This window comes from Streptomyces sp. NBC_00075, from assembly GCF_045041225.1.
GTDB classification, from domain to species: Bacteria; Actinomycetota; Actinomycetes; order Streptomycetales; family Streptomycetaceae; genus Streptomyces; species Streptomyces adonidis.
Genome location: NZ_CP108243.1, coordinates 4,755,008 through 4,767,054, shown reverse-complemented (window position 1 = coordinate 4,767,054; position 12,047 = coordinate 4,755,008). Strand labels below are relative to the sequence as shown.

Annotated in this window: 11 protein-coding genes and 1 pseudogene; 10 read left to right on the top strand and 2 right to left on the bottom strand. The window is 71.2% G+C overall.

The window, feature by feature from the left end; all coding sequences use genetic code 11:
- Nucleotides 1-31: 31 nt before the first annotated feature.
- The gene (locus tag OG787_RS20650) at nucleotides 32-316 is read right to left on the bottom strand and encodes a hypothetical protein (protein ID WP_405535981.1); all 285 of its coding nucleotides are present in this window, start codon (nucleotides 314-316) and stop codon (nucleotides 32-34) included.
- A 657-nt stretch (nucleotides 317-973) separates the two neighbouring features.
- Here OG787_RS20650 and ssd point away from each other — a divergent pair.
- The 7 genes and pseudogenes from ssd to OG787_RS20615 form a co-directional block, all read left to right on the top strand.
- A pseudogene (ssd, locus tag OG787_RS20645) lies at nucleotides 974-1,567 on the top strand (septum site-determining protein Ssd); the annotation flags it as partial.
- Entirely contained in the window at nucleotides 1,564-2,769 is a 1,206-nt protein-coding gene (locus OG787_RS20640) for a TadA family conjugal transfer-associated ATPase (RefSeq protein ID WP_405535980.1), read from the top strand. The pseudogene ssd and the gene OG787_RS20640, both read left to right, overlap by 4 nt.
- A 20-nt stretch (nucleotides 2,770-2,789) precedes the next feature.
- Entirely contained in the window at nucleotides 2,790-3,635 is an 846-nt protein-coding gene (locus OG787_RS20635) for a type II secretion system F family protein (protein WP_369034418.1), read from the top strand.
- A 70-nt stretch (nucleotides 3,636-3,705) separates the two neighbouring features.
- Nucleotides 3,706-4,494, top strand: coding sequence for a type II secretion system F family protein (locus tag OG787_RS20630; protein WP_405535979.1), 789 nt, complete (start codon nucleotides 3,706-3,708; stop codon nucleotides 4,492-4,494).
- Nucleotides 4,495-4,582: 88 nt separating this feature from the next.
- Nucleotides 4,583-4,801 carry a DUF4244 domain-containing protein gene (locus OG787_RS20625; RefSeq protein ID WP_369034395.1) on the top strand — a complete coding sequence of 73 codons (219 nt, stop codon included), beginning with the start codon at nucleotides 4,583-4,585 and terminating at the stop codon, nucleotides 4,799-4,801.
- The gene (locus OG787_RS20620; protein ID WP_369034394.1) at nucleotides 4,788-5,180 is read left to right on the top strand and encodes a TadE family type IV pilus minor pilin; all 393 of its coding nucleotides are present in this window, start codon (nucleotides 4,788-4,790) and stop codon (nucleotides 5,178-5,180) included. Before OG787_RS20625 ends, OG787_RS20620 begins: the two co-directional genes overlap by 14 nt.
- Entirely contained in the window at nucleotides 5,177-5,635 is a 459-nt protein-coding gene (locus tag OG787_RS20615) for an Rv3654c family TadE-like protein (protein WP_405535978.1), read from the top strand. Before OG787_RS20620 ends, OG787_RS20615 begins: the two co-directional genes overlap by 4 nt.
- A gap of 74 nt (nucleotides 5,636-5,709) precedes the next feature.
- Here OG787_RS20615 and OG787_RS20610 read toward each other — a convergent pair whose 3' ends face one another.
- The gene (locus tag OG787_RS20610) at nucleotides 5,710-8,184 is read right to left on the bottom strand and encodes a DEAD/DEAH box helicase (protein ID WP_405535977.1); all 2,475 of its coding nucleotides are present in this window, start codon (nucleotides 8,182-8,184) and stop codon (nucleotides 5,710-5,712) included.
- Between the two features lie 80 nt (nucleotides 8,185-8,264).
- Here OG787_RS20610 and bldG point away from each other — a divergent pair, with 80 nt between their 5' ends.
- From bldG to OG787_RS20595, 3 genes are all read left to right on the top strand, one after another.
- Nucleotides 8,265-8,606, top strand: a complete 342-nt coding sequence (gene bldG, locus OG787_RS20605) for an anti-sigma factor antagonist BldG (protein ID WP_005475923.1) — start codon at nucleotides 8,265-8,267, stop codon at nucleotides 8,604-8,606.
- A 126-nt stretch (nucleotides 8,607-8,732) separates the two neighbouring features.
- On the top strand, nucleotides 8,733-9,167 hold the full coding sequence (locus OG787_RS20600; RefSeq protein ID WP_369034391.1) for an ATP-binding protein: 435 nt from the start codon (nucleotides 8,733-8,735) through the stop codon (nucleotides 9,165-9,167).
- Nucleotides 9,168-9,493: 326 nt separating this feature from the next.
- Nucleotides 9,494-11,896 carry a sodium-translocating pyrophosphatase gene (locus OG787_RS20595; RefSeq protein WP_389355934.1) on the top strand — a complete coding sequence of 801 codons (2,403 nt, stop codon included), beginning with the start codon at nucleotides 9,494-9,496 and terminating at the stop codon, nucleotides 11,894-11,896.
- Nucleotides 11,897-12,047 lie beyond the last annotated feature (151 nt).

Here is a 12,047-nt window from a genome sequence, read left to right as displayed (position 1 = left end):
AGGTGTCCCGGAGCCCCTGGCTGTCCTGGCGCTACTTCAGCGCTGGGGACGCGCCGTCCTCCTCGCCCATGACGACCTCCTCGGGGGAGGGACGACGCAGGACGTAGGCGATGACGGCGATCGTCGCGGCTGCGATGCTACCGATGGCCGTTCCCTGCTCGGGCTCGATCATGTGGGTGAGGACACCGGCGACGAGGAGCGCGCCGATCACGGCCGTAACGGAAGCGATCAGAATCCGCCGCATTCCGTACTTGGACAGTCCCCCAGTGAGCGGGGTCACTGTGCGCGTACGGGTCCAGCGACTACGTTGGAACATGGGTATCGGCCCTTTCGAGGCTCGACGCACTACCCGGCGGCCCCCTGCTCCAACAGGGGGCCGCAGTCATTCCCGAGGGGCCGACTGCGGCCTATGGCCTATGGGTGCACCCGCGGCGGGTGCTGATCCAAGGGGTACCGGTGCGGGGGCACCAAAACAACAAAAGTGGCCTGCGCCACAGTTGTTCAAATGGGGCCCCAACTTCCGTGTGAAGGCTTCCTTATTGACGCCGTAACGGTCATAACGGGCGCACGAGCGAGGGGCGTTCACCAGCGGGCTTGCGTGGGATGTCCTATTTTCGAAGCTGCCTACTAGGAGTCCGGGTGCGTGTACAAGCCCGCTATTTTTGAGGGTGTGGCATGTGTGTTGACTGTCACATGGATCGGGCGACTTGGCAGGTCAGGGCCGGTTGACGCATGTCCGAGATGTCCGTTCCTTGAAGGCGCCTCGGGCCTTCCTTCATATTCGTGTGATAAAGCCCCATGTGGTCGACGTCACATTACGGACGCGCTGATTCCGTAGGAGACGTCCCTGGTCAGCCCGCTGACAACCGGCGAGGGCGTTGATAAACCCGCGCTGGGCTCCCTGCTCAAGTGCTTCGCCCCGCGTGGGTTCCAGCTCAAACACGTTCAGGAATCTACGAACCCGCGTGCTTCACTGGGCGGCGGACTCGACGTACTCCTCGGCGGTGAGACGGCCGACGGACTGCGCTGGCCCGCCTTCGCCGCCTCGCGCGGCCGGGTCGGCGGGGGCGCCCTGGAGGAGTCGCTGCCGAAACTGCACTCCCTGAGGGTGCTGAGCTGGGACCGCGGAGACTGCGTGGCCGTCCCGCCCCAAGCTGTACGCGCGGTGCTCGCCGCGGCCAGACGGCGCGGCGGAGCGGTCGTCGTCGACCTTCCTCGGCGCATCGACGACGGTGTCGCCGAGGTCCTCGCCCAACTGGACGTCGGGATCCTGGTGGTCCCCGGTGAACTGCGCGCCGTCGCGGCAGCCGGCCGGGTGGCGTCCGCCGTCCGCATGGTCCTGCGCGACCTGCGCGTGGCGGTACGCGGGCCGTACACACCCGGCCTGGACGACCACGAGGTGGCCAGGCTGCTCGACCTGCCCCTGGCGGGCGAGGTCCCCGTCGAATCGGCCCTGGCCCGCCCGCACGAGGGCAAGGCGCCACCGGGAGCGGCCCCACGCGGACCACTGGCCCGGTTCTGCACGGTGTTCTGGGAGCGGGCGCTGGCCGAGGCGGGTGGCGTATGAGCCGCGTGCGCTGGGACGAGGGGCCGGGGGCGCCCGCCGGGCTGCTGGACGGCGTACGGCAGTGGCTGGCCGAGAGCGGCGCCGAGGCGACACCCGCGCGCGTGGCGCAGGCCCTGCGGGAGCAGGGGCGGGTGCTCGGGGACGCCGAAGTGCTGGGCGCCGCCGAGCGGTTGAGGTCCGAACTGGTCGGCACCGGCCCACTGGAGCCGCTGCTCGCCGATCCATCGGTCACCGACGTGCTGGTGGCGGCCCCGGACCGGGTGTGGGTGGACCGGGGCGGCGGACTGGAACTGACGGCCGTGTCCTTCCCGGACGCGGGCGCCGTACGACGGCTCGCGCAGCGCCTGGCCGCGGTGGCCGGACGGCGGCTCGACGACGCCCGCCCTTGGGTCGATGCCAGGCTGCCCGACGGGACGCGTCTGCACGCGGTACTGCCTCCGGTGGCCGTCGGCTGCACCTGCCTTTCGCTGCGGGTGGTACGGCCGCGCGCGTTCACCCTGGACGAGCTGATGGCCGCGGGGACGGTCCCATCGGGCGGCGACCGGGTGCTGCGGGCGCTGCTCGACGCCCGGTTGTCGTTCCTGATCAGCGGTGGCACGGGAAGCGGCAAGACCACCCTCCTGAGCGCCCTGCTGGGGCTGGTCGGCCCGGGCGAGCGGATCGTGCTCGCGGAGGACTCGGCGGAGCTGCGGCCCGACCATCCGCACGTCGTACGCCTGGAGACCAGACCCGCCAACCAGGAGGGTGCGGGCCTGGTCACGCTCCAGGACCTGGTGCGGCAGGCGCTGCGGATGCGGCCGGACCGGGTGGCGGTCGGAGAGGTCCGGGGCGCCGAGGTCGTGCATCTGCTCGCCGCGCTGAACACGGGCCACAGCGGGTGCGGGACGGTCCACGCGAACGCGGCGGCGGACGTACCGGCGCGACTGGAGGCGCTGGGTACGGCCGCCGGGCTCGACCGGGCCGCGCTGCACAGCCAGTTGGCGGCCGCGCTGTCGGTGGTCCTGCATCTCGCCCGCGACCGGGCCGGGCGGCGCCGGATCGCCGAGGTGCATGTGCTGGAACGGGACCCGTCGGGGCTGGTGGTGACCGTGCCGGCGCTGCGGTGGGGCGAGGAGGCGTTCGCGTACGAGCGGGGGTGGGAGCGGCTGCGGGGGCTGCTTCGCGCCGGAGGCGACAAAGGGCGGGGGAGTGAGGGCGCGTGAACGGAACGGTCGAGCTGTCGATGGGGGCGGCCGGGGTGTGTGCCGGGGCGGTCTGCTGGTTGCTGGGCGGGCGGTATCCGGGGGCGCGGCGGGCGGAGTTGCTGCTCTCCGGGGGCGGGGCGGCGGGGACCGGGCCGCCCTCGTGGGAGCGGGCAACCGGTGAACTGCGGCGGCTGCGTGGGCGGTTGCGGGCCGAGTGGTGGTCGGTGGCCGTCGGCCTTGTGGTGGCACTGCTGGGCGCCTCCGTGGTGCCGGCGCTGGTGGGAGCGGCCGGGGTGCCGCTGCTGCGCCGGGTCAGGCTGGCCGGTGAGGTGCGGCGGGCGCGGGAGCGGCGGGGCGACGAGGTGATCGCGCTGTGCGGATCGCTCGCCGGTGAGGTGCGCGCCGGGCGGCAGCCGGGGGAGGCGCTGCTGCGGGCGGCACGTGACTCCGGCGGGCTCGGCGAGGCCCAGGCGTCGGTGCTGGCGGCGGCGCGGTTCGGCGGGGACGTCCCCGGGGCGCTCGCCTCGGCGGCCCGACAACCGGGCGCGGAGGGGCTGTTGGGCCTCGCGGCGTGCTGGCGGGTGGCCGTGGACCAGGGCGCCGGACTGGCGGCCGGACTGGACCGCCTCGAAGGCGCTCTGCGTGCCGACCGGGACCAACGCGCGGACCTGCGCGCCCAGTTGGCGGGCGCCCGCTCGACGGCGGTGATGCTCGCGGGCCTGCCGGTGCTGGGCCTGTTCCTCGGCACGGCACTGGGCGCCGACCCCCTGCACGTGCTGTTGCACACCGGCGCCGGACTGGGCTGCCTGCTGGTCGGCGGGGTGCTGGAGGGCGTGGGCCTGTGGTGGGTGCAGCGGATCGTGCGGGGAGCGGAGGCGGTATGAGGGCCGGGGGAGTGCGTGACGGGGGCCGTCGCGGTACGGCCGTCGACCGGGACCGGCGAAGGGAGTTGGCGTGAGCGCGGAAGTTTTCCACAGGCTGGGGGTGGTGCTGGGGGTCGCGCTGGCCCTCGGGTGGCTGCTGCGGTGGATCGAGACGGTACGGCGTGAACGGCGGGTGCGCCGGAGGCTGGCGCGGCTGCTGGCACGGGAACGGGCCTTGGTGAGGCGGCGGTTCGGGGCGCGGGACGCCGTACGGCGGTGGCTGCCCGTGGTGGGTGCGGTGTGCGCCGGGTGGGTGCTGGTCGGCGGCTTCGCAGGCGTCGTGGTGGGACTGGTCGCCGGGTTCGGGTTGTGGCGGTGGCGACTGCGACAAGCGGCCGGTGGCGCTGCGGCGGAGGAGGTCGACGCGGCCGAGGCGGCCCGGCAACTCCCGCTCGCCGCCGATCTGCTGGCGGCCTGTATCGCGGCCGGCGCCGGTCCGGTGATCGCGGCCCAGGCGGTGGGCGAGGCGCTGGCGGGACCGGTCGGGGAACGGTTGGCGCGGGGCGCGGCGGAGGTACGTCTCGGCGGCGAACCGGCCGAAGCGTGGCGGAGGTTGGCGTCGATACCGGGTGCCGGACCCCTGGCGAGGCTGCTGGAGCGGGCCGACGAGTCGGGCGTTGCCGCGGCGGCGCCTGTCGCGCGTATCGCGGCCGACACCCGTGCCGGCTGGGGACGCGCGGCGACGGAACGGGCCCGACGGGCGGCCGTCATGGTCACCGCGCCGGTGGGGCTGTGCTTCCTCCCCGCGTTCATCGCGGTCGGCGTCCTGCCCGTGGTGATCGGGCTGGCGGACGGGTTGCTGGGCGGGGGTGGTGGGTGACGCGAGCGGTGCGAGATCAGGAGCAGGTCACCAACAGCAGGTCAACGACATCAGGTCATCAACGGAATTGACACTTAGAGGAGTTGAGATGTTCGCAGTGGTGCGGGAACGGATGTGGGCGCTGGCGTTCAGGGCGCGTGCGGCGATCGGGGCGCGCAGGGATGCCGGAATGGTCACGTCGGAATATGCCGTAGGCATCATCGCGTCGGTGGCGTTCGCGGCGGTGCTCTACAAGGTGGTGACGAGCGGCCAGGTCAGCTCGGAGTTGCAGGCCATCGTGAAGAAGGCCCTCGATGCCAAGATGTGAACGCCGGGCCCGGGAGCGGGATGTGGGGCGGTGGCGGGACCGGGGGTTCGTGACCGCCGAGGCGGCTGTGGTGCTGCCCGTGCTGGTGCTGTTCTCGATGGGCCTGGTCTGGGCGCTGTTCGTCGCCGCCGCGCAGATCCAGTGCGTGGACGCGGCCCGGGCCGGTGCCCGGGCCGCCGCCCGGCAGGACCCGCCCGACGCGGTCGCCGCGGTGGCCCGTGGTGCCGCCCCGAGCGGGGCGGAGGTCACCGTCAGCAGGGAGGGCGACCTCGTGCGCGTGGAGGTCGTGGCGCAGCCGCCGGGAATCGGCGGCCTGACCGTCGATGTGGCGCACGAGGCCGTGGCGTTGGCCGAGGAGACGGTGGGGGCGGGCGCATGAGGCGTCCGGGAGGCGGGTGGCTCGCCAGACTCTCCAGGGCTGCTTCCGGGCGCCCGGTCCACTCCGACCGTGGCTCCGCGACCGTCTGGAGTGTCGGTGCCATCGCCGTCCTCTGTGTGGTGTTCGGCGTTGTCCTCGCCATGGGGCAGGCCGCTGTGGCCCGGCATCGGGCCGACGCCGGTGCGGACATGGCGGCGCTCGCCGCGGCGGACCACTGGGCGGAGGGCGCCTCGGAGGCCTGTGCTCGGGCGGACCGGGTGGCTGCGGCCCAGGGCACCCGGCTCGCTCGGTGCGCGATCGTGGGCGAGACGTCGGACCTGACGGTGATATCGGGGCGGGGGCTGTTCTCGGCGGAGGTCAGGTCGAGGGCGGGACCACCAGGGCCACCAGGGCCACCAGGGCCACCAGGGCCGCTGGGGCCGTTGGGTCCACCAGGGCCTCTGAGATCGGCCTGAGGCGGCGCCCGTACGGCCTCTGACGGCCTCTGACGGCCTCGTACGGGCAGGCCCTGGACCCACCCGGGTAAGCCCTAGCCCGGCTCCTCCGGGGCCTTCTCCTCCGGGGCCCCCTGCAACAGCACCGTCAGCAGCCGCACCGCCCCCCGCTTGTGCAAGGGCTCGTTGCCGTTGCCGCACTTGGGGGACTGGACGCAGGACGGGCAGCCGGCGTCGCACTCGCAGGAGGCGATGGCCTGGCGGGTGGCCGTCAGCCAGGAGCGGGCCGTGTGGAAGGCGCGCTCCGCGAAGCCCGCGCCGCCCGGGTGGCCGTCGTACACGAAGACCGTCGGAAGGAGGGTGTCCGGGTGGAGCGGGACGGAGACGCCGCCGATGTCCCAGCGGTCGCAGGTCGCGAAGAGGGGCAGCATGCCGATCGACGCGTGTTCGGCGGCGTGCAGGGCGCCGCCGAGGATCTCCGGGTTGATGCGGGCGGCGTCGAGCTGGTCCTCGGTGACGGTCCACCACACGGCGCGGGTGCGCAGCGTACGCGGAGGGAGGTCGAGCTTGGTCTCGCCCATGACCTCACCGGTCATGACACGTCGGCGCAGGAAGGAGACGACCTGGTTGGTGACCTCGACGGAGCCGTAGCAGAGGCGGCCGTCGCCCCAGGGGATCTCGGTGTCCGTCTCCAGGACGGCGATGGACGTCGTGTCGCGGGCGACCGTCGAATACGGCGGACTCGCCTCCTCGACCAGGGCGACCGAGTCCTTCAGGTCGAGGGCGCGGACGAGATAGGTGCGGCCCTGGTGGAGGTGGACCGCGCCCTCGTGCACGGCCGTGTGCGCGGCGCCCGCGTCCACCGTGCCCAGCAGCCGTCCCGTGCCCTCCTCGACGATCTGGACCGGGTTGCCGCCACCGCCCCGGATGTCGGTCAGGTCGGCGGCTCGTTCGCGGCGGGTCCAGTGCCAGGCCTTCGTACGGCGGCGGAGCAGCTTCGCCGCCTCCAACTGCGGGAGCAGGGAGGCCGTTTCGGGGCCGAACAGCTCCAGGTCCTCCTCGACCAGGGGGGATTCGGCCGCCGCCGCGCACAAGTGGGGGGCCAGGACGTACGGGTTGTCCGGGTCGAGGACCGTCGACTCGACCGGCTGGTCGAACAGGGCCTCCGGGTGGTGGACGAGGAAGGTGTCCAGTGGGTCGTCGCGGGCGACCAGGATCGCCAGCGCGCCCTGTCCGGCACGTCCCGCGCGGCCCGCCTGCTGCCACAGGGAGGCGCGGGTGCCCGGGTAGCCGGCGATGACGACGGCGTCCAACCCGGAGACGTCGATGCCGAGTTCGAGGGCGGTGGTGGCGGCGAGGCCGAGGAGTTCGCCGGAGTGGAGCGCCTGTTCGAGGGCTCTGCGCTCCTCGGGGAGGTAGCCGCCGCGATAGGCGGCCACGCGGCGGGCGAGGGACCGGTCGACCTCGGCGAGGCGTTCCTGGGCGATCACCGCGATCAGCTCGGCGCCACGCCGGGAGCGTACGAAGGCCACCGAGCGCACGCCCTGGACGGTGAGGTCGGTCAGCAGGTCGGCGGTCTCGGCGGTGGCCGTACGGCGGACGGGCGCGCCCTTCTCGCCGTGCAGTTCGGTGAGCGGAGGCTCCCAGAGGGCGAACACCAGTTCACCACGCGGTGAGGCGTCGTCGGCGATCTCGACCACCGGGAGGCCCGTCAGGCGGCGGGCGGCGACTGACGGTTCGGCGGCCGTGGCGGAGGCGAGCAGGAAGACGGGGGAGGCGCCGTAGCGGGCGCACAGGCGGCGCAGCCGGCGCAGCACCTGGGCGACGTGGGAGCCGAACACGCCCCGGTAGGTGTGGCATTCGTCGATGACGACGTACTTCAGCGACTTCAGGAAGGAGGACCAGCGGGGGTGGGACGGGAGTATCCCCCGGTGCAGCATGTCCGGGTTGGTCAGGACGTAGTTCGCGTACTGGCGGACCCACTCGCGCTCCTCGAAGGGGGTGTCGCCGTCGTACACGGCCGGTCGCACCGCGTTTCCCAGAGGTTGTGAAAGTTCCTTCACGGAACGCCGCTGGTCGGCGGCGAGAGCCTTGGTCGGAGCGAGGTACAGGGCCGTCGCCCCGCGGCCGTTGGGGGCCTCGGAGCCGTCCAGGAGGCACGAGAGGACCGGTACGAGATACGCGAGCGACTTGCCCGAGGCGGTGCCTGTGGCGACGATCACGTTCTCGCCGTCCAGGGCGTGCTCGGCGGCCAGTGCCTGGTGGGCCCATGGGTGTTCGATACCGGCGGCCTGGATCGCGGCGATGACCTCGGCGCGAATCCGGTCGGGCCAGACGGCATGGCGGCCCGCACGTGGGGGCAAGTGCTCCGTATGAGTGATGCGCGAAGCCCGGCTCGGCCCCGAGGCGAGCCGGTCCAGGATCGTGCCCGGATCCGGCCGCGAGGCGGCGAAAGTCGAGGGTCGTTCGGATCGGTGATTCTTGGCCATCGGGATCGAGTGTGTCACTGGCGTGACGGACAATGGGCCCAAGGCGTCGTGCACGCCCTGCGGTAAGTGATTGAATGCCATCGCGGCTGGCGAACCGTCCCGGGGGCTCTGCCGAGGTGTCCCTTGGGATGACCGCTCGATAGCAAGGTGCTGGAGGATCCGTGGACCTGTCCCTGTCGACCCGTACCGTCGGCGATCGTACGGTCGTCGAGGTCGGTGGCGAAATCGACGTTTATACCGCGCCCAAGCTGCGTGAGCAGCTGGTCGAGCTGGTCAACGACGGGAGTTTCCACCTCGTCGTCGACATGGAGGGTGTCGACTTCCTCGACTCCACCGGGCTCGGCGTGCTGGTCGGTGGCCTGAAGCGTGTGCGTGCCCATGAGGGCTCGCTGCGCCTGGTCTGCAACCAGGAGCGCATTCTGAAGATCTTCCGCATCACCGGTCTCACCAAGGTGTTCCCGATCCACACCTCGGTCGACGAAGCGGTGGCGGCCACCGACTGACGGCCGTTTACCGGACGCGTGTGCGGCCACCCGTACGCACGTCCGTGACGGAAGAAGTTAACGAGGGGGGTCCGGGTCTCGGCGACCTGGCCCCCTGACCGCACGCCCGTATTCCGAGGGGGATGCATGGCCACCGTTGAACTCCGCTTCAGCGCGCTGCCCGAGCACGTCAGGACCGCCCGACTGGTGGCGGCAGCGGTGGCGCGCAGGGCCGGAGTGGACGAGGCCGTACTCGACGAGGTGCGACTCGCCGTCGGCGAGGCCTGTTCGCGTGCCGTCGGACTGCACCAGAGCAGTGGCATCCCGGACCCGGTGCGGGTGACGCTGATCGAGGAGGAGAAGCAGTTCTCCATCGAGGTCGGTGACGAAGCGCCCCGATCGGCTCCCGGCGGCAACGCTCCGGGTGCCGGCGGCGACGCGGACGTGGATGCCGAGGAGGACGAGATGGGCCTCGCGGTCATCAGCGGCCTCGTCGACGACGTCGAGGTCACCGCGGGGGAGAACGGCGGATCCATCCGCATGAGCTGGCCAACCACGCCGCCGGTCACGCTCCTCCCCTGAGACCACTCGTCTCGTCGTTTCTTGCCCAAAGGGCCCTACCAAGTAGGGCCCTTTGGCATGTCCGGGCGCAGGCGCCCGCCCTTACCGTGATCGTGCACGGCGTTTCGTGAATTGCTTCACGATCAATGGAGCGGTAATTTGATCAAGCGACAATGCGTTTGAAGCGTTACCGTTTTTGGAGTTCCGCGTCCGCCGCAAATGATTGTCGATCATTTGCGGAAGGGCATGTGAAGGCCAATTCGGTTTGCCGCGTACTGTTTTGATCAGCTTCCGGTACCTACAATCCGTCCACATCTTGAGCTCAGCCCAAGCGTCAAGGAGGACGAATGGCGGGGCTTTCTACCCCTCATCGGTTCGATCAACCCACAACCTTCGCAGCCGCAGTACTGACCGACGACAACCGTCTGCTCGTGATGGTCATCGGGGTCGTGGCCCTGGCGGCGCTCGTGGTCGCCGGGGTGCTGGTGCGCCAGGTGCTCGCGGCGGGCGAGGGCACCGACAGCATGAAGGAGATCGCGAAGGCGATCCAGGAAGGCGCGAACGCCTATCTGGCACGGCAGTTGCGCACGCTCGGCGTATTCGCCGTGATCGTGTTCTTCCTGCTGATGCTGCTGCCCGCCGACGACTGGAATCAGCGCGCCGGACGGTCGGTGTTCTTCTTGATCGGCGCCGCGTTCTCCGCGGCCACCGGCTATATCGGCATGTGGCTCGCCGTGCGCAGCAATGTGCGCGTGGCAGCCGCGGCGCGGGAGGCGACCCCGGCGGAAGGCGAGCCGGAAAAGGATCTCACCGAGGTCTCGCACAAAGCGATGAAGATCGCTTTCCGTACGGGCGGTGTCGTCGGCATGTTCACGGTGGGCCTCGGCCTGCTGGGCGCCTCCTGCGTGGTGCTGGTGTACGCGGCCGACGCGCCGAAGGTGCTCGAAGGCTTCGGCCTCGGCGCCGCCCTCATCGCCATGTTCATGCGTGTCGGCGGCGGCATCTTCACCAAGGCCGCCGACGTCGGCGCCGACCTGGTCGGCAAGGTCGAGCAGGGCATCCCGGAGGACGACCCGCGCAACGCCGCGACCATCGCCGACAACGTGGGCGACAACGTCGGCGACTGTGCGGGCATGGCGGCCGACCTGTTCGAGTCGTACGCCGTGACGCTCGTCGCCGCGCTGATCCTCGGCAAGGCCGCCTTCGGCGATGCCGGGCTCGCCTTCCCGCTCCTGGTGCCCGCGATCGGCGTGCTCACGGCGATGGTCGGCATCTTCGCGGTGGCGCCGAAGCGGTCCGACCGCAGCGGCATGACCGCGATCAACCGCGGCTTCTTCATCTCCGCGGTGATCTCGCTCGCGCTCGTCGCGATCGCCGTCTACGTCTACCTGCCGTCGACGTACGCCGAACTCGACGGGATCACCGACGCCGCCATCGCCGCCAAGGACGGCGATCCGCGGATCCTCGCGCTCCTCGCGGTGGCCATCGGCATCGTGCTGGCCGCCCTGATCCAGCAACTGACCGGCTACTTCACCGAGACGACCCGCCGACCCGTACGGGACATCGGCAAGAGCTCCCTCACCGGCGCGGCCACCGTCGTCCTCGCCGGTATCTCCATCGGGCTCGAATCGGCCGTCTACACCGCCCTGTTGATCGGCCTCGGCGTGTACGGGGCGTTCCTGCTCGGCGGTACGTCCATCATGCTGGCGCTGTTCGCGGTGGCACTGGCCGGCACCGGCCTGCTCACCACGGTCGGTGTGATCGTGGCCATGGACACCTTCGGGCCGGTCTCCGACAACGCGCAGGGCATCGCCGAGATGTCCGGCGACGTCCAGGGCGCGGGCGCGCAGGTACTCACCGACCTGGACGCCGTCGGCAACACCACCAAGGCCATCACCAAGGGCATCGCCATCGCCACGGCCGTCCTGGCCGCGTCGGCGCTCTTCGGGTCGTACCGCGACGCGATCACGACCGCGGCGCGGGAGGTGGGCGAGAAGGTCGGCGAGGGCGGGCCGATGAACCTCGTGATGGACATCTCGCAGCCCAACAACCTCGTGGGCCTGATCGCCGGCGCGGCGGTCGTCTTCCTGTTCTCCGGGCTGGCGATCAACGCCGTTTCACGGTCGGCGGGTTCGGTCGTCTACGAGGTGCGGCGGCAGTTCCGCGAACACCCCGGGATCATGAACTACACCGAGAAACCGGAGTACGGACGCGTCGTCGACATCTGCACGAAGGACGCGCTCCGGGAACTCGCCACGCCCGGGCTGCTGGCCGTCCTGGCGCCCATCGCCATCGGGTTCACGCTCGGCGTCGGCGCGCTCGGCGCGTTTCTCGCGGGCGCGATCGGCGCCGGCACGCTGATGGCGGTGTTCCTCGCCAACTCCGGTGGCGCGTGGGACAACGCGAAGAAACTCGTGGAGGACGGTCATCACGGCGGCAAGGGCAGCGAGGCCCATGCGGCGACCGTCATCGGCGACACGGTCGGCGACCCGTTCAAGGACACCGCGGGCCCGGCCATCAACCCGCTGCTGAAGGTGATGAACCTGGTCGCGCTGCTCATCGCGCCCGCGATCGTCAAGTTCAGCTACGGCGACGACGAGAACCTCGCCCTGCGCATCGTCATCGCGGTCCTGTCGATCGCGGTGATCGTGGGCGCGGTGTACGTGTCGAAGCGGCGCGGGGTCGCCGGGGACGACGAGGAGGAGGCGCAGCGGGTGGCCAAATCGGCCGATCCCGCGGTGGTTTCGTAGCGGAGCCGGTCAGGAATCAGCCAACAAGCGGGCGGACGACGCGTTTTGACGCGTCGTCCGCCCGCTTGGCGTGGGTTGCACGCCATTTCCGTGAGCCTTATCTCTCTTGGTGCAAATGGTTGCAATAACACATCAAGCGGATGTCCGTCAC

Excerpts from the sequence above, each read along its gene's own strand:
- OG787_RS20625 (WP_369034395.1), top strand. The coding sequence starts at position 4,583 with ATGTTCGCAGTGGTGCGGGAACGGATGTGGGCGCTGGCGTTCAGGGCG.
- OG787_RS20635 (WP_369034418.1), top strand. The coding sequence starts at position 2,790 with ATGGGGGCGGCCGGGGTGTGTGCCGGGGCGGTCTGCTGGTTGCTGGGC.
- OG787_RS20615 (WP_405535978.1), top strand. The coding sequence starts at position 5,177 with ATGAGGCGTCCGGGAGGCGGGTGGCTCGCCAGACTCTCCAGGGCTGCT.
- OG787_RS20650 (WP_405535981.1), bottom strand. The coding sequence starts at position 316 with ATGTTCCAACGTAGTCGCTGGACCCGTACGCGCACAGTGACCCCGCTC.
- OG787_RS20595 (WP_389355934.1), top strand. The coding sequence starts at position 9,494 with ATGGCGGGGCTTTCTACCCCTCATCGGTTCGATCAACCCACAACCTTC.
- OG787_RS20600 (WP_369034391.1), top strand. The coding sequence starts at position 8,733 with ATGGCCACCGTTGAACTCCGCTTCAGCGCGCTGCCCGAGCACGTCAGG.
- OG787_RS20620 (WP_369034394.1), top strand. The coding sequence starts at position 4,788 with ATGCCAAGATGTGAACGCCGGGCCCGGGAGCGGGATGTGGGGCGGTGG.
- OG787_RS20640 (WP_405535980.1), top strand. The coding sequence starts at position 1,564 with ATGAGCCGCGTGCGCTGGGACGAGGGGCCGGGGGCGCCCGCCGGGCTG.
- OG787_RS20610 (WP_405535977.1), bottom strand. The coding sequence starts at position 8,184 with ATGGCATTCAATCACTTACCGCAGGGCGTGCACGACGCCTTGGGCCCA.